The sequence below is a fragment of the Mycobacterium sp. E735 genome (genome assembly GCF_001666955.1).
GTDB lineage: Bacteria > Actinomycetota > Actinomycetes > Mycobacteriales > Mycobacteriaceae > Mycobacterium.
Window position 1 is genome coordinate 23,357 of sequence record NZ_LZIX01000087.1, and the last position, 19,579, is coordinate 42,935.

The following is a 19,579-nucleotide window of genomic DNA, read 5'->3' on the forward strand; positions in this document are numbered from 1 at the left end:
GCGTTCTTCGCCTTGAACGCTTTGCCGCAATCGCCCATATCTCGAGGCGCGCGCGCTAGTGTGCTGCGTGAGCGATGCTGCCTGTCCGAGGAAGGGCGAAGTCGAGTGACATCGAGCGAGCTACGAGACGCTGAACCGGCTTCCCAGAACGCACCTGCGCCCGCCCCGGCACCCGACCCGGCCGAAACGGTTGTGGCGCAATCGGGCGAGGCCCGTAGAGGCCGTAAGTTCCGCCGTCGTCGGCTCTTCCGGATCGGCCTGCAATCCAAGCTCCTGCTGACGCTGCTGTTGTGCAGCATCCTGTCGATCGGGGTGATCGCCTTCATCGGGGCGTCGTCGGGCCGCAACGCGTTGCGCCAGGTCGAATCCGAGCGACTCACCGAACTGCGCGAGTCCCAGGCGCGGCAGGTGCAGTCACTGTTCAAAGAGGTCACGAATTCGCTGATCGTGTACAGCGGCGGCTTCAGCATCGTCGAGGCGACCACGGCGTTCACCGACGGCTTCGCGCAGTTGTCCAACGCGACGATCACCCCGGCCCAACAGCAGGCCCTCGTCAACTACTACGACAACAACATGATCAAGCCGATCAAGCGCATCACCGGTGAGGAGCTCGATCGCAACGCGATCTTCCCGAGTTCCAACGCGCAGAAGTACCTTCAGGCCAACTACACCGCGCAGTACCCATCGATCGCCGAGGCGAGGAAGGTCGAGGACGCGGGGGACGGCAGCGCCTGGTCGGCGGCCAGCGGCCGCTACGGCTTCTACATGCGCGACATCGTCACCCGTTTCGAGTACCCGGATGCGCTGCTGCTGGACATGCAGGGCAACGTCGTGTACTCGGTGAACAAGGGCCCCGATCTGGGCACCAACATCCTCACCGGCCCGTACCGCGAGTCCAATCTGCGGGACGCATACCAAAAGGCCCTGCGCTCCAACGATCTCGACTTCGTCTGGATCACCGACTTCCAGCCGTACCAGCCGCAACTCGACGCCCCGACGGCGTGGGTGGTGTCGCCGGTGGGAATGAACGGAAAATTCAACGGCGTGATGGCGCTGCCGCTGCCGATCTCGAAGATCAACAAGATCATGACGGCCGACAAACATTGGGAGGCCGCCGGGATGGGCCCGGCCACCGAGACCTACCTCGCCGGTCCGGATAACCTGATGCGTTCCGACTCAAGGCTTTTCCTCGAGGATCCCGCCGAGTACAAACGCGAGGCCGTGGCGTCCGGCACCCCGCCCGACGTCGTCGAGCAAGCGATCCGCCTCGGTGGCACGACGCTGGTGCAGCCGGTGCCCACCGCGGGCCTTCGCGCCGCCCAGCGCGGACAAACCGGAGTCCTCAGCGCCACCGACTATCTGGGCAACAGGGAACTGGAGGCCTACGCCCCGCTGACGGTGCCGAACTCCGATCTGCACTGGTCGATCCTGGCAACGCGCGACAACTCCGACGCGTTCGCACGCCTCGGCCGGTTCAGCAGAACGCTCGTGCTGGCCGTGTCGATCATGATCTTCGCCATCTGCGTGGCGTCGATGGTGCTGGCCCAGCTGATGTTGCGCCCGATCCGTCGGCTGCAGGCCGGCACGCAGAAGATCACCTCGGGCGACTACGAGGTCAACATCCCGGTGAAGACGCGCGACGAAATCGGCGAGCTGACTGCGGCTTTCAATGAGATGAGCCGCAACCTGGCGATCAAGGAGGAGTTGCTCAACGAACAGCGCAGGGAGAACGACCGCCTGTTGCTGGCGCTGATGCCCGAGTCCGTCGTGCAGCGATATCGCGAGGGACAGGAGACCATCGCGCAGGAACACCAGGACGTGGCCGTCATCTTCGCCGAAATCGTCGGGCTCGACGAGGTCTCCGTCGGCATATCCGGCGACGAGCTGGTGGGGATCGTCGACGAACTCTTCCGGCAATTCGACTCGGCCGCCGAATCTCTCGGCGTCGAGCGAATCCGCACCTTCCACAATGGCTACCTCGCCAGCTGCGGCGTGGTCACGCCGCGGCTGGACAGCATTCACCGGAGCGTCGACTTCGCGCTCGAAATGCGCCACATCATCGAGCGGTTCAACAACCAGACGGGTCACGAGTTGCGCCTTCGAGTGGGCATCAGCACCGGCAACGTCATCAGCGGACTGGTCGGCCGCTCGGGGCTCGTGTATGACATGTGGGGCGCCGCGGTGAGCCTGGCCTACCAAATGCAGAGCGGCTCAAACCAATCGGGCATCTACGTCACATCGCAGGTGTACGAGGCGATGCGTGACGTGCGCCAGTTCGCGCCCGCGGGAACCATCTCGGTCGGCGGAACGGACCAGGCGATCTACCGGTTGTCGGAGCGATCATGAACCTGTTCGAATCGTCGTGGTTCTACTGGGCGATCGGGGTCGCGCTGGGATTCCCGGTCTGTTTGATCCTGCTCACCGAATTGCACCGCGCGCTGGTCCGCCGGAGAAGCCACCTGGCCAGGCAGGTCAGCCTGCTGCGCAACTATCTGCTGCCGCTGGGCGCACTGCTGCTGTTGGTCGTCAAGGCGTCGCAGATCCCGGCCGGGGATGGCTCGGTGCGGATCCTCACCACGATCTTCGGCCTGTTGGTGTTGGTGCTGGTGCTGTCGGCCCTGAACGCCACCGTGTTCGAGGGCGCGCCCGACGAAAGCTGGCGCAAGCGGTTGCCCGCCATCTTCATCGACGTCGCCCGCTTCGGAGTGATCGGCGTCGGGCTCGCGGTGATGCTCTCCTACATCTGGGGCGTCCGGATCGGCGGCCTGTTCACGGCGCTGGGCATCACCTCGGTGGTCATCGGGTTGATGCTGCAGAACTCCGTGGGCCAGGTCGTGTCCGGCTTGTTCATGCTCTTCGAGCAGCCGTTCCGGATCAACGACTGGCTGGACACCGGTACCACGCGGGGGCGCGTCGTCGAAGTGAACTGGCGGTCCGTCCACATCGACACCGGCAGCGGCATCCGCATCATGCCCAACTCGATGCTGGCCAGCACCTCGTTCACGAACCTGAGTCGCCCGTCGCGGGCATACGACTGTGCAATCACCACGAAGTTCGCGGCCGGCGATGCCCCGGACAAGGTGTGCGCGATGTTGACGCGGGTCGCCGGTGCGCTGCCGGCCCGCAGACCGGAGGTGTTGCCGACCACCGTCGCGCTGGGCGGCGCCCAGTACCGCACCACCATCAGGCTGACGTCGCCCGCCGACGCGGAAGCCACCGAAGCCACCTTCCTGCGCTGGGTCTGGTACGCCGCGCGGCGGTCGCGCCTGCGGCTGGACGGCGCCGACGACAACTACTCCACCAAGCAGCGCGTGGAGAAAGCGCTGCGCACGGTGGTCGCCCCGGCGTTGCGGCTGAGTCACACCGATCAGCAATCGCTGGTGCCGTACGCCAAGCTCGTCCGCTACGGTGCCGACGAAATCATCGAGTCCGCCGGTCAGGTGTCCTCGGGCATGACCTTCCTGGTCGCCGGGCGGGTCCGGCTGACGGCGACGACCGAGGACGGGTCGGTGGTGCCTGCCAGCATCCTCGACGAGGGATCGTTCCTCGGCCTGACGGCGCTGACCCGTCAACCCAACCTGGCCGGCGCCTACGCGCTGGACGAGGTGACGGCGCTGCAGATCGAGCGTGAGCACCTCGAGCACCTCGTGATGCGTAAACCGTTGCTGCTTCAAGACTTAGGGCGACTGATCGATGAGCGGCAGGCCAAGGTGCGAGAGGCGGGCCGCCGCGACCGGGCCGGCCATGCCGGTGTCGAGCGACAGCAGCCGGCCAAACCGCGGCGCTGACTCGCCGACGCTTGAAATCTCGGTCCCGGCGCGTTACGTGCGGAGCGGATGGCGTAATACCCGGGCCGCCGCGCTGGGCCGGTCAAGGCCCGATACCCTGGTTCAATGAGTCTGCAAGCACCATCGCTTCCTGACTTGCGTCGCGAGGTCCACAATGCCGCCCGGCGCGCCCGGGTCGCCTCTCGCGTCCTGGCGTTGTTGCCGACGGTGGCCAAGGACCAGGCGCTGCGCTCCGCGGCCGACGCGATAGCGGCTCACACCGATCTGATTCTCTCCGCCAACGCCGACGACCTCAGCGCTGCCGAAGCCGCGGGCACACCGACCGCGATGCTCGACCGGCTGGCGCTGGACTCCAAACGCGTCGAGGGGATCGCCGCTGGCCTGCGCCAGGTCGCCGGGCTGCCCGACCCGGTCGGCGAGGTGCTTCGCGGGTACACCCTGCCGAACGGTTTGCACCTGCGGCAGCAGCGCGTGCCGCTCGGCGTCGTCGGCATGATCTACGAGGGCCGGCCCAACGTCACCGTCGACGCCTTCGGGCTGGCGCTCAAGTCGGGCAATGCGGTGCTGTTGCGCGGGAGTTCGTCGGCGGCGCGGTCGAATCAGGCGCTGGTGCAGGTGCTGCGCGCCTCGCTGGTCAGTGAGGACCTGCCCGCCGATGCGGTGCAACTTCTTTCGGCCGCCGATCGCGCCACGGTGACGCACCTGATCCAGGCCCGCGGCCTGGTGGACGTGGTGATTCCGCGCGGCGGAGCGAGCCTGATCGACGCGGTGGTTCGCGACGCGCAGGTGCCCACCATCGAGACCGGTGTCGGCAACTGCCACGTGTACGTTCACGAAGGAGCCGACCTGGACCTCGCGGAACGAATCCTGCTGAACTCCAAGACCCGCCGCCCCAGCGTCTGTAATGCCGCCGAGACGCTGTTGGTCGACGCCACGATCGCCAAGAAGGCGCTGCCCCGGTTGGTGTCGGCCCTCGAGAACGCGGGCGTGACCGTGCACGGCGGGGTTTCGGCGGACGCCGCCGAGGACGACCTGCGCCGCGAGTACCTGTCGATGGACATCGCCGTCGCCGTGGTGGACGGCATCGACGCCGCGATCGCTCACATCAACGAGTACGGGACGGGGCACACCGAGGCGATCGTGACCAGCAATATGGCTGCCGCGCAACGGTTTAGCGACGGGGTCGATGCGGCGGCGGTGATGGTCAACGCGTCGACGGCGTTCACCGACGGGGAGCAGTTCGGCTTCGGCGCCGAAATCGGGATCTCCACCCAGAAATTGCATGCGCGCGGCCCGATGGGGCTGCCGGAGTTGACCTCGACCAAGTGGATCGCGTGGGGTGACGGGCAAGTCCGGCCCGCCTGACACCGCGACGAGAAGTGCTTTAGGAGAACCGAGATAGTGAGCGTGCCAGCCCGGCCCAAGCCGTTGTTCGCCGACATCGACGACGTTTCGCGACGGTTGGCCGAGACCGGTTACCTGCCCGACACCGCCACCGCCACCGCCGTGTTCCTGGCCGACCGGCTCGGCAAGCCGTTGCTGGTGGAGGGTCCGGCCGGTGTCGGCAAGACCGAGCTGGCTCGCGCCGTCGCCCAGGCGACCGACTCGGGACTGGTCCGCCTGCAGTGCTACGAGGGGGTGGACGAGGCGCGCGCCCTGTACGAGTGGAACCACGCGAAGCAGATACTCCGTATTCAGGCCGGCTCCGGGGACTGGGATCAGACCAAGGACGACGTGTTCAGCGAGGAGTTCCTGCTGCAGCGGCCGCTGCTGACCGCCATCCGGCGCACCGAGCCCACGGTGCTGCTGATCGACGAAACCGACAAGGCCGACATCGAAATCGAGGGCCTGCTGCTCGAGGTGCTGTCCGACTTCGCGGTGACGGTCCCCGAGCTGGGCACGATCACCGCGGAGCGGACGCCGTTCGTCGTGCTGACCTCCAACGCAACCCGGGAGCTGTCCGAGGCCCTCAAGCGCCGCTGCCTGTTCTTGCACATCGACTTTCCCAGTCCCGAGCTGGAGCGCCGCATCCTGTTGTCGCGGGTGCCCGAGCTGCCTCAGCACCTCGCCGATGAGCTGGTGCGCATCATCGGCGTGCTGCGCGGCATGCAACTCAAGAAGGTGCCGTCCATCGCCGAGACCATCGACTGGGGTCGCACCCTGTTGGCGCTGGGCCTGGACACCATCGACGACGCCGTCGTTGCCGCCACCTTGGGCGTCGTCCTCAAGCATCAGTCCGATCAGCAGCGCGCAAGCGGCGAGCTCCGGCTGAACTGATGGCCGCCCGCCGCATCCGACCCACCCGGCCGCTCGCCCCGCACGGGCTGCCGGGCCACCTGGTGGGCTTCGTCGAAGCGCTTCGCGGAGTTGGCATTTCGGTGGGGCCGTCCGAGACGGTGGACGCCGGCCGCGTGATGGCCACCCTGGGCTTGGGCGACCGTGAGGTGCTGCGCGAGGGCATCGCCTGCGCCGTGCTACGCCAACCCGATCACCGTGACACCTACGACGCCATGTTCGACCTGTGGTTCCCCGCGGCGCTGGGCGCACGCGCGGTGGTCACCGACGAAGGAGCCGACGGGTCACAAGGCGACGACTCGTTGCCGCCCGACGACGTCGAGGCGATGCGCCAGATGCTGCTGGACCTGCTCAACGAGAACCCCGACCTCGCCGACATGGACGAGCGGCTCGTCGCGATGATCGCGCGCATCGTGGAGGCCTACGGGAAGTACAGCTCCAGCCGGGGCCCGTCCTTCTCGTCGTACCAGGCGCTCAAAGCCATGGCGCTGGACGAGCTGGAGGGCAAGCTGCTGGCGGGGCTGCTCGCCCCGTATGGTGACGAGCCCGCGCCCACGCAGGAGCAGATCGCCAAAGCCATGGCCGCGCAGCGGATTTCGCAATTGCGCAAGCTGGTCGACGCCGAGACCAAGCGGCGCACCGCCGAGCAACTCGGCCGCGATCACGTCCAGATGTACGGCATCCCACAGCTTTCGGAGAATGTCGAGTTCCTGCGGGCCTCGGGTGAACAGCTGCGCCAGATGCAACGGGTGGTGGCGCCGCTGGCGCGCACACTGGCCACCCGGCTCGCGGCCCGGCGGCGACGGTCCCGCGCGGGTGTGATCGATCTGCGCAAGACGCTGCGCAAGTCGATGTCCACCGGCGGCGTGCCGATCGATGTGGTGTTGGCCAAGCCCCGCCCGGCGCGGCCGGAACTGGTGGTGCTGTGTGACGTGTCCGGCTCGGTCGCCGGGTTCAGCCACTTCACCCTGCTGCTGGTACACGCTCTGCGCCAACAGTTTTCGCGAGTGCGGGTCTTCGCCTTCATCGACACCACCGACGAGGTGACGCACATGTTCGGGCCGGAAGCCGATCTGGCCGTGGCGATCCAACGGATCACCCGGGAGGCCGGTGTGTTCAGCCGCGACGGGCATTCCGACTACGGCAACGCGTTCGCGTCGTTCGCGCAGGCGTTCCCCAACGTGCTGTCGCCGCGCAGCTCGCTGCTGGTGCTCGGCGACGGCCGCACCAACTACCGCAATCCGGAGACCGAGCTGCTCTCCCACATGGTGACCGCCAGCCGGCACGCGCACTGGCTGAATCCCGAACCCAAGCACCTGTGGGGCAGCGGCGACTCGGCGGTGCCGCGCTATCAAGAGGTCATCACGATGCACGAATGCCGGTCGGCCAAGCAGTTGGCCGCGGTGATCGACCAGCTGCTGCCGGTGTAGGGCCGGCTCGTCGCGGCGCACGGGGCACCGGGGCACGGCCCGCGAGCGTCACGCCAGCGTGATCGCGAGCGCCGTGTGTCACGCCAGCGTGGCGCCCGCAGGCGGGAGCCTCTCGCGTGGACCTGCTGTGGCCGGTGTGACGAAATCGGGCGACGGCGTCGCCTCAAGTAAGCTGGCAAATCGTGCAAAAGGAGCTGCGCAGGCTGGGTGTGATGGGTGGGACGTTCGATCCCATCCATTACGGGCACCTGGTTGCCGCCAGCGAGGTCGCCGACCTGTTCGACCTCGACGAAGTGGTCTTCGTGCCCAGCGGCCAGCCCTGGCAAAAGGATCGGCACGTTTCCGCGGCGGAGGACCGGTATCTGATGACGGTGATCGCCACCGCGTCCAACCCGCGCTTCTCGGTCAGCCGGGTCGACATCGACCGCGCAGGCCCCACCTACACCAAGGACACCCTGCGGGATCTGCACGCCCTCAACCCGGATTCGCAGCTGTACTTCATCACTGGCGCGGACGCGCTCGCCTCAATCCTGTCGTGGCAGGGCTGGCAGGAGATGTTCGACTTGGCGCGGTTCGTCGGCGTCAGCCGGCCGGGATACGAGCTGCGGCGCGAACACATCACCGGCGTGCTGGGCGAGCTGGCCGAGGATGTGCTCACCCTCGTCGAGATTCCGGCGCTGGCCATCTCGTCGACCGATTGCCGGCTGCGCGCCGAACAACGCCGGCCCCTCTGGTACCTGATGCCCGACGGCGTCGTGCAATACGTCTCCAAGCGCCGGCTGTATCGCGCCGGCGACCAATCGAAGGACTCCGTGAGCCGATCAACGCTGCCCGCCGGGAACAACACATGAGCGCCACGCAGGAGGCCATCGACATGGCGACCGTGGCCGCAGGTGCGGCCGCATCGAAGCTGGCCGACGACGTCATCGTGATCGACGTGTCGGGCCAGCTGGTCATCACGGACTGCTTCGTGATCGCCTCGGCGTCCAACGAGCGGCAGGTCAACGCCATCGTCGACGAGGTCGAGGAGAAGATGCGCAGGGCCGGCTACAAGCCGGCGCGCCGGGAGGGCACCCGGGAAGGGCGCTGGACGCTGCTGGACTACCGCGACATCGTCGTGCACATCCAGCACCAGGACGACCGCGACTTCTACGCCCTGGACCGGTTGTGGGGCGACTGCCCGGTGGTGCCCGTGGATCTAACCGAAGAACCCGACGGCTCGGTGGGCGCGCCATGACGATTCGTCGGCTGATCATGTTGCGGCACGGGCAAACCGAGTTCAATGCCGGCAGCAGGATGCAGGGGCAACTGGATTCCCAACTCAGCGAGCTCGGTCGCGCCCAAGCGGTCGCCGCCGCCGAGGTCCTGGGCAAGCTGCAGCCGTTGCTGATCGTGTCGTCGGACCTGCATCGTGCCTACGACACGGCGATCAGGCTGGGGGAGCGGACCGGCCTGCCGATCCGGGTGGACAAACGGTTGCGGGAAACCCATCTCGGCGACTGGCAGGGGTTGACGCATACCGAGGTGGACGCGCAGGCTCCGGGCGCGCGGCTGGCCTGGCGCGAGGACGCCACCTGGGCGCCGCACGGCGGCGAGAGCCGCGTCGATGTGGCCGCCCGCAGCGTGCCACTCGTCTCCGAACTGGTGTCCGGCGAACCGGACTGGGGTGATCCACAGCAAGCCGAGCGGCCGGTGGTGCTGGTGGCCCACGGCGGCCTGATCGCCGCGCTGTCGGCCGCCCTGCTGAAACTCCCGGTCGCCAACTGGCCGGTATTGGGCGGCATGGGAAACGCCAGCTGGGTTCAGCTGTCCGGTCACTCCGACGAGCAGGGCGCGGGTTTCGACGCCATCCGGTGGCGCCTCGACGTGTGGAACGCTTCGGCGCAGGTGTCCAACGATGTCCTCTGAGGCGCGTCCGACTCTGCTGATCTTCGCCGACTCACTGGCGTACTACGGGCCCACCGGTGGCCTGCCCGCGGACGACCCCCGGATCTGGCCGAACATCGTTGCCAAACAACTGGATTGGGACGTCGAGCTCATCGGCCGCATCGGCTGGACCTGTCGCGATATCTGGTGGGCGGCCACCCAGGACCCGCGCGCGTGGGCGGCGCTGCCCAGGGCGGGGGCCGTCATCTTCGCCACCGGCGGCATGGATTCGCTGCCGTCGGTGCTGCCGACCGCGCTGCGGGAACTGATCCGCTACGTGCGTCCGCCTCGCTTGCGGCGCTGGGTTCGCGACGGTTACGGCTGGCTGCAGCCCCGGCTGTCACCGGTGGCCCGGTCGGCGCTGCCCCCACATCTCAGCGTTGAATACCTCGAACAGACCCGCGGCGCAATCGATTTCAATCGCCCGGGGATCCCGATCGTGGCGGCATTGCCCTCGGTGCACATCGCCGACACCTACGCCCACGCCCACCATGGCCGGCCGGGAACGGCGGCGGCGATCACCGAGTGGGCGCAGACCCACGATGTGCCGCTGGTCGACCTGAAAGCCGCCGTCGCCGAACAGATCATGTCCGGCCGGGGCAATCCCGACGGCATCCACTGGAACTTCGAAGCGCACCAAGCGGTTGCCGAGCTGATGCTCAAGGCGCTGGCCGAGGCTGGCGTGCCGACCGACAAGCCGCGCGGGTAATCCCCGTGACTGTCGTTGTGGTGACCGACGCGTCGGCGCGCTTGCCCGCCGAGCTGCTGGACGAATGGGCGATACGCGTCGTCCCGTTGCACATTCTGCTCGACGGCGTCGATCTGCGTGACGGTGTCGACGAGATCCCCGAAGACGTCTACCAGCGCCACGCGACCACCGCAGCGGCCACACCCGCCGAACTGGCCGACGCGTATCAGCAAGCGTTGGGCGACAGCGGCGGAGACGGCGTGGTGGCGGTGCACATCTCGTCCGCGTTGTCGGGGACCTGCGGTGCCGCGCAACGGACGGCCGCCGACCTGGACCCGCACGTGCGGGTCGTCGACTCGAAGTCGACCGCGATGGGCACCGGCTTCGTCGCGTTGGCGGCCGCGCGGGTCGCGGCCGCGGGCGGTGACCTCGACGCCGTCACCGAGGCGGCGAATGCGGCCGCACGGCGGACCCATGCGTTCATGGTGGTGCATCGACTGGACAACCTGCGGCGCAGCGGGCGGATCGGCGGGGCGAAGGCGTGGCTGGGCACCGCGCTGGCGCTCAAGCCGCTGCTGCGCATCGACGACGGGAAACTCGTTCTGGCGCAACGGGTACGCACCGTCACCCACGCGACGGAGGCGATGATCGACCGGGTTTGCGAGGTCGTCGGCGACGGTTCCGCCGCCCTGGCGGTGCATCACGTCGCCAACCCGGACGGCGCCAAGGACGTGGCGGCGACGCTGGCGCGGCGGCTGCCGGCCTGTGAGCCGGCGATCATCACCCCGTTGGGGCCGGTGCTCGCGCTGCACGTCGGCGCCGGAGCCGTCGCGGTTGTCGTGCAGCCCTAAACGGCGGCGGGCACCGGTCGCCGGGCGTTGTCACCCCGCGGATGCACCACCTGCGGCCACCAGAACCAACGGCCCAGCAGCGTCGCAATCGACGGCATCAGCAGCGTGCGCACGACGAGCGTGTCGAGCAACAGACCGATGCACACCGTCGAACCGAACTGCCCCAGCACCCGCAAGTCGCTGCCCAACATGGCCGCCATGGTGAACGCAAACACCAGACCGGCCGCGGTCACCACCCCGCCGGTACCCGCCATCGACCGGATGATTCCCGTCTTGAGGCCGGCATGGATCTCCTCTTTGAACCGGGAGACCAGCAACAGGTTGTAGTCGGATCCGACGGCCAGCAGGATGATCACGGACAGCGCCATCACGATCCAGTGGATCCTGATGCCGAACAGGTCCTGCCAAATCAGCACGGACAGGCCGAACGACGCCGCGATCGAGCTGGCCGCGGTGCCGACGATCACCAACGCCGCAACCACGCTCCGGGTGAGCAGCAGCATGATCATGAAGATCAGCGTCAGGGCGGACACCACGGCGATCATCAGGTCGTACTTCTCGCCGTCGGCCATGTCCTTGAACGTTGCGGCGGTCCCGCCCAGATAGACCCGGGCGTCGGACAGCGACGATTGCTTGAGACCCTCCTGCGCGGCGGTGCGTTCGGCGTCGACTTGCGCGATGCCCTCCGGCGACATCGGATCGCCCTGATGCGTGATGAAGAACCGCGCCGATTTACCGTCCGGCGACAAGAACATTCGAAGGCCGGTCTGGAAGTCCGGGTTGTCGAACGCCTCGGGCGGCAGGTAGAAGAAGTCGTCGTTCTTCGACGCGTCGAAGCTTTGGCCCATCACGATCGCGGTGTTGCTCATCGCCTCCATCTGGTCGATCATCGCCTTGAACGTCTGATACAGGGTGAGCGTGATGCCCCTGGTGGTTTTCAGCGTGGTGATCAGCGTGGGAAACAGCGCGGTCAGGTCGCGTGAGGCTTTGGCGGTGTGCTCGATGTCGGTGGTCAGGTAGTGGAACTGCTCGGCGAGCTGGTCGAACCCGTCGAACGTGTCGAACAGGGACCGCAGCCCGATGCACACGGGAATGTCGTAGCAGTGCCGCTCCCAGTAGAAGACGCTGCGGATCGGACGGAAGGTGTCGTCGAAATCCGCGATGTGGTCGCGCAGGGTGTCGGTGATCTGCGACGTCACCGCGGTGGTCTTGGCGCTGTCGTCGGCGGCGTTGGCCAGGTCCAGCGACACCTCGTATTGGCGTTGCGTGGTCTCGATTTGGGTCTGCAGGTCGTCGGCCATCCGGAGGATGTCGGCGATGCGTTCCTTGAGGAAGCTCATGTTCTGCATCGTCGTCTGACTCTGGACGCTGTTCTGAAACGGTATCGAGCTGTGCTGGATCGGAATGCCCAGCGGCCGGGTGATGTCCTGGACCATGGCAATGCCCAGCGTGCGCATCTCGTTCTTGGCCACCCGGTCCAGCACCAGCATGTCGGCCGGGTTTCGCATGTCATGATCGGACTCGACCATCAGCAGGTCGGGGTTCATCCGTGCCTCGGAGAAGTGCCGGTTCGCGGCCTCCTGTCCCTGATTGGACGGGGCCGACAGGGGCAGGTAATGGCGGTCGTTGTAGCTCGTGTGGAAGCTGGGCAGGGCGATCATGCCGACCAGCACAACCGCGGCGCTCACGGCCAAAACCGGTGCGGGCCAACGCACTACGGCGGTGCCCACCCGGCGCCACAGCCGGCCACGCTTGGCCTGCCTCTCGAACAAGTGGAAGCGGCTGCCGACGAAGACCACCGCGGGCCCCAACGTGACGCCCGCCAGCACGACGACGATCATGCCAATCGCCACCGGCGCCCCCATGGTGTTGAACCACGGCAGCCGCGAAAAACTGAGGCAATACGTGGCACCCGCAATCGTCAGGCCCGAACCCAAGACGACCGGCGCGACGCCCTTGAATGTGGTGTAGTACGCGGTTTCTCGGTCCTCGCCCGCGGCCAACGCCTCCTGGTAGCGGCCGATCAGGAAGATGCCGTAGTCCGTCCCCGCGGCGATCGCCAGCATGGTGAGGATGTTGGCGGCGAAGGTGGTGAGCCCGAATGCGTTGTGGTACGCGAGAACCGCGACGACCCCCCGCGAACACGCCAGCGCGACAAAAGTCATGAACAGCTGCACCAGCGTAGTGACGATGGACCGGTAGACCAGCAGCAACATGATCGCGATGGCGCCCAGGGTGAACAGCGTGATCTTGGCCAGGCTGGCGTTACCGATGATGTGCATATCGTCGGACAAGGCGGCCGGGCCCGTGACGTAGGCCTTCACGCCCGGTGGCGCCTTGTTCTCCTCGATCACCTTGCGGACGGAGTCCACGGACTCGTTGGCCAGCGTCGTGCCCTGGTTACCGGCGAGGTTCACCTGCACATAGGCGCTCTTGGCGTCGGCACTCTGCGCACCCGCGGCCGTCAGTCGGTCGCCCCAGAAGTCCTGAATGTGCTGAATGTGCTTGGGATCCTGGCGGAGTTGCCGAATCAGCTTGTCGTAGTACTGGTGCGCGTCGGGGCCCAGCGGTTGCTGGCCCTCCAACACGATCATCACCGTGCTGTTGGAGTCGAATTCGTGGAAATTGTGGCCCAGGCGCATCATCGCCTTCATCGACGGCGCGTCCAGCGGGGTCATCGGCGCCGAGTGCGCCTCACCAACTTTTTCCAGTGTCGGGACGATGACATTCACCAGGACCGTTACGAACAGCCAGACCAAAATGATCGGCACCGCGAAGATGCGGATCGCATGCGGCAGGTACGGGCGGTGCCCCCGCTCGGCCTTGGACAGGCCCCTGGTGCTGATCGGGCCGGTGTCGGCCGCGCTCAGGTCACGCTGGGTCTCGTTGCTCGTGTTGCTCATGCGGACTTCACCAGGCAGAAGGTCTGCGCGTTGTGGCCGTCGGAACTCCGCTGTTCGCGCACGACGCCGTCCACGGTGATCTTGCAGCTGATCTCACCGCTGTCGCTCTGCGCCATGATGTTGGCGCTGACCGATGGCAAGGTCGTCGAGATGGTGGTCGACCACGGCAGCGGTGCCGCGTTCACCTGGTGGGTGTTGGCGTTCTCGTCCCAGTAGTTGATGTTGGCGGTGGCCCCGGGCGGGCCGGTGATGTCGTAGACGACGACCTTCGGATTGAACTGCACGATTTCGATCCCCTTGCCGGCGTTCGCGTTGAGGTCTTGAGAGCCGAAGATCCTGTGGAGCCGTGAAACGATCAACGCCGAAACGGCCAGCACGACCACCAACAACAGTGGTATCCACGCCCGCTTGAGCACACGGGTCATGGTGCCGGTACGTGGACCCGAGTCGTGACCAGCCACCACCTGACCGCCTTCCGCTCACCCGCCGTCCGGGCATTGCCGCAAAGCTCACCAACGTCGTCGACGACATCGCTGTCTTCTCGACTATTTGCTCAGCTAAGCACTCTAAACCTTAGTGCACGCAAGCGTTCCTCCGGGGGCCTTCGATGTGGCGAACTGCATATGGGGTCGGGCCTAGCGGGCCACGCGGCCGGTGACCGGGGGCAGATCGGCCAGCGTGACGATCCCGGGCCCGGCGGCCACCACGGCCGGGACCGCGTTCGTGACGGGCATGGCCGTGTAGATCATTCCCAATCCCATGAACCCCGGCTCAGTCCAATCCTTGGGTGGCAGGCAATGCAGGACGGTGCGCATGTTGGGCAGCCCGTACACCTGGATGACGTGGCCGTGCTCCAGCGGTTTGGGCGGCACCACGTGATCGCCCATGGTCCAGTTGAACCCGACACTGACCACGTTGCGGTCGCCCTCCCAGCCGCGGTGGTAGCCATAAACCCCGCCCACCGTTCCCGCGGGAATCGTCATGAAGCCCAGATCGGAATCGCCGGTGGCGGCGGTGAAGGTGACGTCGAACGTCATCCGGTCCAGCTTCGCCCCGATCGCGTCGGCCATCATGGCGGCCGATTCGGCGAAGACCTCGCTTTCGCGCCGCACGCTTTCGGCCAGCCCAGGAGTATCGGGGTCCTGCGAGAAGCCCATCGCCGTCTGGGTTTCCGCCGATTCGTAGGTCGAGCAGTCCACCGACTCGGTGATGCGGATCTCGTCGACGCGTTCGCAGGCGCCGGACAGGACCATGCCCACCATGTTGGTCATGCCCGGGTGGGCGCCGCTGCCGAAGATGGTCGAACCGCCCCGCTTGCAGGCGTCGGCGATGCGCTCGCGGTCCTCGGGCGTCTGCTTGCCCCCGGTGATCCACGCCGCGCTGGAGCACACGTTGACGCCGGATTCCAGCAACCGGACCAGTTCATCGACGTTGGGCCACAACGGGTTATAGCAACAGGCATCGGCGCCCAGGGCGAGTAGCGCGTCGATGTCGTTGGTCGCTTGCACGCCCGTCGGTTCCGGCCAGCCGGCCAGTTCGGCGGCATCCACGCCGACCTTGTCCGCCCCGTGCGCGTACACCCCGACCAGCTCCATGTCCGGCCTGCCGATGATGGCGTGCAGGGAACGCCGCCCGATGTTCCCGGTGGTCCACTGGATCACCTTGAGCGGACGGTCGGTCGGTGGCTTGCTCATCGCGTCTCCTTTGACGGGTGGAAACTCAGTCGCTGATATCGAAGCCGGCGATCACCTTGGTGGGACGCAGCCGCACCACGAGCTCGCCGGAAACGGCGTTGCGGCGGCCGAATTCCTCGGCGCGATCGGCGCCCATGTACCGCGCGCCGGTCCTGGTGGCGATGTCCAACACGTCGGCCGGGTCGTCACCGACCGCCGCGACGCCCTGCACCTGAACGAACGAATACGGCGGATGAGGATCGTCGACGCAGATCACCGTTCGTGGATCACGCGCCAGGGCACGGCCTTTCGACGTGTCACGGCCCGTGGTGAACGCCAGCTGCCCATCGTCGACGACGAACCACACCGGCGTCACCAGCGGCCGGCCGTCGGCGGTGACGTACCCCAGCATCCCGGTGCGGGTGCCGGCTGACAGGAAGGAGACAACCCTGTCGGACAGCTCTGTCATCGGCTAGAGCCGGACCAAGTCGTAGTCGCCGATGTGGTCGATCAGAGTGTGCAGGTGTTCGCCGGAGGTGCCCAGGGTGTGCTCGATCGCGGTGAGCCGGGCCGCATAGTGGGCCACCGGATATTCGGCGGTCACGCCGATTCCGCCGTGCAGCTGGATCGATTCCTGCGCGATGTGCCGGCCCGCGCGGCCGATCTGCAACTTGGCGCGCGAGGCGATCACCGGGTCCAGGTTGCCGTCGGCGATCGACATCGACGCGTAGAGGCTCATGCTGCGGGCCAGTTCCAGCGAGACGTACATGTCGGCGGCCCGCTGGGTGAGTGCCTGGAATTTGTTGAGCGTGACCCCAAACTGCTTGCGGGTCTTCAGGTAATCGGTCGTGAGTCGCAGCGCTTCCTCCATCGCTCCGACCGCTTCGGCGCACAGCCCCGACTGGATGCGGATGACAGCACCGCGGATGGCCTGCGCCGCGTCCGCCGCTTCCCCCAGGGGTTCGGCCGGAGTGGAGTCCAGATCGATCTGGGCGCCGCGTTGTCCGTCGAACGTCGGGTACGGATGCCTGGTGACCGTCGCCGCGTCGACCAGGAACAGCCCGGTGCCGCCGTCCGGCAGGGCGGCGCTGACCACCAGGGTGTCGGCGGAGTCGCCGGCCAGCACCGGGTTCTTCCGTCCGCTCAGTGTCCACGAATCGCCTTGGCGCGCAGCCTTGGTGGCCACGTCGGCGGACGGTTTGCGCTGGCCCGGTTCCAGGTGGGCGAACGCCAGCAACCGCTGTCCGCCCGCGACCTCGTCGAGCAGTTGCTTCTGCTCCTCGCTGCCCAACTCGGCGATCAGCGCGCCGGGCCCGAGCGCGGCATGCAGGACCGGTTCCGGGGCGAGCCGGCGCCCGATTTCGGTGAGCACGACCGCGATCTCGATCTGGCCCGACTCGTCGGGGTCGAAGCCGAGGCCGAGGATGCCGGTGTCGGCGAGCTGACTCCACACCTCGCGGCTCCACCCGAGATCGGAGTCGATGATTTTGTTGCGGCTTTCCGGGTCGTAGGTGCGCGCCAGCAGTTCGCGCGTCGTGTCGCGGAGCAGGCCTTGCTCGTCGCTCAGCTGAAAGTCCATGGCTGCCTCACAATCCCAGGATGGTGGACGCGATGATGTTGCGTTGCACTTCGTTGCTGCCGCCGTAGATCGACGTCTTGCGGTAGTTGAGGTAGTGCGGCGCGCTGTGCTGTGCCCAGGACGGCGACGAGATGTCCTCGCCGTCGGCCGGCAACGCGTCGGGGCCGGCCACCTCGACGAGCAGTTCGGTGGCCACCTGTTGCAGCTGGCTGCCGCGCAGCTTGAGCACCGACGACGCCGGGTTGGGCTGTCCGTTCGCGGAGTCGGTGACCACCCGCGACTGCGTGAGTTCCAGTGCCAGCAGCTCGTTTTCGGCTTCGGCCAGCCGCGCGGCGAACAGGGGATCTTCGAGCACCCCGGTGGCGGCGGCGTGTTTCTTCACCTCGGCGAGGCGCACCTTTGTCCGGCCCACGCCCGCGATGCCGGTGCGCTCGTTGCCCAGCAGGAACTTCGCGTACGTCCAGCCCTTATTCTCTTCTCCAACAAGCTGATTCGCGGGCACTCGGACGTCTTCGAAGAAGATCTCGTTGACCTCGTGGCCGCCGTCGATCGTCTTGATGGGCCGCAGCGTGACGCCCGGCGTCTTCATGTCGAACAGCAGGAACGAGATGCCGGCCTGACGCTTGGGCGCCTGCGGGTCGGTGCGCACCAAACAGAAGATCCAGTCCGCGTACTGGCCCAGCGTGGTCCAGGTCTTCTGGCCGTTGACGACGTAGCTGTCGCCGTCCCGCACCGCGGTGGTGCGCAGCGACGCCAGGTCCGAACCCGCCTCCGGCTCGGAGAAGCCCTGGCACCACCAGATGTCGAGGCTTGCCGTCGGCGGCAGGAAGCGCTGTTTGACTTCCTCCGAACCGAATTCGGCGATCACCGGACCGACCATCTTGGTGTTGAAGTTGAGCGGCTCGGGGACGCACGCCAGCTGCATCTCGTCGGCCCAGATCTGGTGCTGGGTGGGCGTCCAGTCCTTGCCGCCCCACTCGACCGGCCAGTTCGGCACCGCAAGGCCGTGCTCGTGCAGAATCTTGTGGCTGGTGACGATGTCGTCGTGGTTCACCTCTGCCGAGCCCTTGCGCACCCGCTCGCGCAGTTCTTCCGGGATCTTCGTGGTGTAGATCGTGCGGAGTTCGTCGCGGAACGCGGCTTCCTCCGGTGTGAGCGCCAGTTGCACGGCGGCCTCCTGTCGTCGGGGGCGAACGTGGCCACCAGCGTCGGATGGATGCCCGGTTCTGGCGATGCGTTCTTGGTTCCATATTGACCCATCGCGTAGAGCGGTTGTGCACAGCCTCGGTTTAGTCCACAGTTGCCGGTCGCGGCGCCGCCCGGCGGGGCCCAGCTGGCGGTCGCCGCACCTACGGTCGGCGCATGCGGACAGAACTTCCCGCCGAGCGCCTCCAGCGGCGACTCGGTGCCGAACCCGACGCCGAGCCCGACGGCGCGGAGTCGATGTCACCGGCGGCGGACGAGGACCAGAATTCGCTGCTGCCACGTTGGCTGCCGGACGCGTCCCCGGATCGAGGCTGGATGGCCAGGCTGCGCGCCGACCCGGGGCGGACCGGCGCCATCGGATTGGCGATCGTGGCCGCGCTGGCCGTCCTGGTGACGGTGTTCACGCTGCTTCACGACCGGCCGGCGCCGGTGATGTCGGCGAAGCTGCCGCCGGTGGAGAAGGGGTCGACGGCCGGTCCAAAGCCGTCGGTGCCCCCCGGGCCCGACCGGCCCGTGGTGGTGAGCGTGGTGGGCCTGGTGCACAGCCCCGGGTTGGTCACCCTGGCGCCCGGCGCGCGGGTCGCGGACGCGCTGCAGGCGGCGGGCGGCGCGGTGAACGGCGCGGACACCGTCGGGTTGAACATGGCGCGCCCGCTCGGCGACGGCGAGCAGATCGTCGTCGGGCTGGCCCCCGGCCCCGGGCAGCCGACGGCGTTGGGCAGCTCGGTGGCTGCCGGTTCGACACCGACGTCGAAGCCGCCGCGGCCCGGGACGGGTTCGGTGAAGCCGAAGGCGGATGCGGTGCTCGACCTCAACACCGCGACCGCGGAGGATTTGGACACGCTGCCCGGCGTCGGACCGGTCACCGCCGCGGCGATCGTCGCCTGGCGGCAGGCGAACGGCAAATTCACCAGCGTCGACCAGCTCGCCGACGTCGACGGCATCGGCCCGGCGCGCCTGGAGAAGCTGCGCGCCCTGGTCCGTGTCTGACAACCACGACCAGCCGTGCCCCGGCGAATCGGCCGCGGCGCGCCAGGCCAGCAGGCCGGAGACGGCGGCCAACACCACACAGCACGCCGCCACCGGCCTGCCGATCGGCCACCAGATGCCGGCGGCGGTCACCACCCAGCAGGTGAGCGCGGCCGGTACCAGGCGTGCATCGAGGCGCGCCGCGGCCGATTCGCCGGGGCACGGCTGGTCGTGGTTGTCAGACACGGACCAGGGCGCGCAGCTTCTCCAG

The 19,579-nt window shown here is 67.5% G+C and carries 17 protein-coding genes and 1 pseudogene; 11 read left to right on the forward strand and 7 right to left on the reverse strand.

What is annotated here, in order from left to right; all coding sequences use genetic code 11:
* Window positions 1-105: 105 nt before the first annotated feature.
* From A5704_RS07015 to A5704_RS07060, 10 genes are all read left to right on the forward strand, one after another.
* Window positions 106-2,346, forward strand: coding sequence for an adenylate/guanylate cyclase domain-containing protein (locus tag A5704_RS07015; RefSeq protein WP_067781975.1), 2,241 nt, complete (start codon window positions 106-108; stop codon window positions 2,344-2,346).
* Complete coding sequence (locus A5704_RS07020; protein WP_067752505.1) at window positions 2,343-3,788, forward strand: mechanosensitive ion channel domain-containing protein; 1,446 nt, start codon at window positions 2,343-2,345, stop codon at window positions 3,786-3,788. The genes A5704_RS07015 and A5704_RS07020 overlap by 4 nt, the downstream gene beginning before the upstream one ends.
* Window positions 3,789-3,893: 105 nt before the next feature.
* Complete coding sequence (locus tag A5704_RS07025; protein ID WP_067888125.1) at window positions 3,894-5,153, forward strand: glutamate-5-semialdehyde dehydrogenase; 1,260 nt, start codon at window positions 3,894-3,896, stop codon at window positions 5,151-5,153.
* 36 nt (window positions 5,154-5,189) lie between these two features.
* A complete protein-coding gene (locus tag A5704_RS07030) occupies window positions 5,190-6,065 on the forward strand; it encodes a MoxR family ATPase (RefSeq protein ID WP_067781981.1) in 876 nt (291 codons plus the stop codon).
* The gene (locus A5704_RS07035; protein ID WP_067888128.1) at window positions 6,065-7,513 is read left to right on the forward strand and encodes a VWA domain-containing protein; all 1,449 of its coding nucleotides are present in this window, start codon (window positions 6,065-6,067) and stop codon (window positions 7,511-7,513) included. The genes A5704_RS07030 and A5704_RS07035 overlap by 1 nt, the downstream gene beginning before the upstream one ends.
* A 194-nt stretch (window positions 7,514-7,707) precedes the next feature.
* Window positions 7,708-8,364 carry a nicotinate-nucleotide adenylyltransferase gene (gene nadD, locus A5704_RS07040; protein WP_255369132.1) on the forward strand — a complete coding sequence of 219 codons (657 nt, stop codon included), beginning with the start codon at window positions 7,708-7,710 and terminating at the stop codon, window positions 8,362-8,364.
* Window positions 8,361-8,750, forward strand: a complete 390-nt coding sequence (gene rsfS, locus A5704_RS07045) for a ribosome silencing factor (RefSeq protein ID WP_067752515.1) — start codon at window positions 8,361-8,363, stop codon at window positions 8,748-8,750. The genes nadD and rsfS overlap by 4 nt, the downstream gene beginning before the upstream one ends.
* Window positions 8,747-9,421: a glucosyl-3-phosphoglycerate phosphatase gene (gene gpgP / locus A5704_RS07050; RefSeq protein ID WP_067888131.1), complete on the forward strand. Its 675-nt coding sequence runs from the start codon at window positions 8,747-8,749 to the stop codon at window positions 9,419-9,421. The genes rsfS and gpgP overlap by 4 nt, the downstream gene beginning before the upstream one ends.
* Window positions 9,411-10,148, forward strand: a complete 738-nt coding sequence (gene octT / locus A5704_RS07055) for a diglucosylglycerate octanoyltransferase (RefSeq protein WP_067752519.1) — start codon at window positions 9,411-9,413, stop codon at window positions 10,146-10,148. The genes gpgP and octT overlap by 11 nt, the downstream gene beginning before the upstream one ends.
* A gap of 5 nt (window positions 10,149-10,153) precedes the next feature.
* Window positions 10,154-10,978 (forward strand): DegV family protein, encoded by an 825-nt coding sequence (locus A5704_RS07060; RefSeq protein ID WP_067752523.1) that lies wholly within the window; start codon window positions 10,154-10,156, stop codon window positions 10,976-10,978.
* Here the strand turns inward: A5704_RS07060 and A5704_RS07065 are convergent.
* The 6 genes from A5704_RS07065 to A5704_RS07090 all read right to left on the reverse strand — a co-directional run bounded on the left by A5704_RS07065 (window position 10,975) and on the right by A5704_RS07090 (window position 18,301).
* On the reverse strand, window positions 10,975-13,881 hold the full coding sequence (locus A5704_RS07065) for an RND family transporter (protein ID WP_067752526.1): 2,907 nt from the start codon (window positions 13,879-13,881) through the stop codon (window positions 10,975-10,977). The genes A5704_RS07060 and A5704_RS07065 overlap by 4 nt on opposite strands.
* Window positions 13,878-14,306, reverse strand: coding sequence for an MmpS family transport accessory protein (locus tag A5704_RS07070; protein ID WP_067752531.1), 429 nt, complete (start codon window positions 14,304-14,306; stop codon window positions 13,878-13,880). Before A5704_RS07070 ends, A5704_RS07065 begins: the two co-directional genes overlap by 4 nt.
* A 210-nt stretch (window positions 14,307-14,516) precedes the next feature.
* Window positions 14,517-15,575, reverse strand: a complete 1,059-nt coding sequence (locus tag A5704_RS07075; RefSeq protein ID WP_067752533.1) for a dihydrodipicolinate reductase — start codon at window positions 15,573-15,575, stop codon at window positions 14,517-14,519.
* 25 nt (window positions 15,576-15,600) lie between these two features.
* On the reverse strand, window positions 15,601-16,023 hold the full coding sequence (locus tag A5704_RS07080; RefSeq protein WP_067752535.1) for a PPOX class F420-dependent oxidoreductase: 423 nt from the start codon (window positions 16,021-16,023) through the stop codon (window positions 15,601-15,603).
* 3 nt (window positions 16,024-16,026) lie between these two features.
* The gene (locus A5704_RS07085; RefSeq protein ID WP_067752536.1) at window positions 16,027-17,133 is read right to left on the reverse strand and encodes an acyl-CoA dehydrogenase family protein; all 1,107 of its coding nucleotides are present in this window, start codon (window positions 17,131-17,133) and stop codon (window positions 16,027-16,029) included.
* 7 nt (window positions 17,134-17,140) lie between these two features.
* Window positions 17,141-18,301 carry an acyl-CoA dehydrogenase family protein gene (locus A5704_RS07090; RefSeq protein ID WP_067752544.1) on the reverse strand — a complete coding sequence of 387 codons (1,161 nt, stop codon included), beginning with the start codon at window positions 18,299-18,301 and terminating at the stop codon, window positions 17,141-17,143.
* A 194-nt stretch (window positions 18,302-18,495) separates the two neighbouring features.
* On the opposite strand from A5704_RS07090, the gene A5704_RS07095 reads away from it, so the two are divergent.
* Window positions 18,496-19,329: a ComEA family DNA-binding protein gene (locus tag A5704_RS07095; RefSeq protein ID WP_067752546.1), complete on the forward strand. Its 834-nt coding sequence runs from the start codon at window positions 18,496-18,498 to the stop codon at window positions 19,327-19,329.
* Window positions 19,330-19,353: 24 nt separating this feature from the next.
* Here A5704_RS07095 and A5704_RS29085 read toward each other — a convergent pair.
* Window positions 19,354-19,554, reverse strand: a pseudogene (locus tag A5704_RS29085) (hypothetical protein); the annotation flags it as partial.
* Window positions 19,555-19,579: the final 25 nt, after the last annotated feature.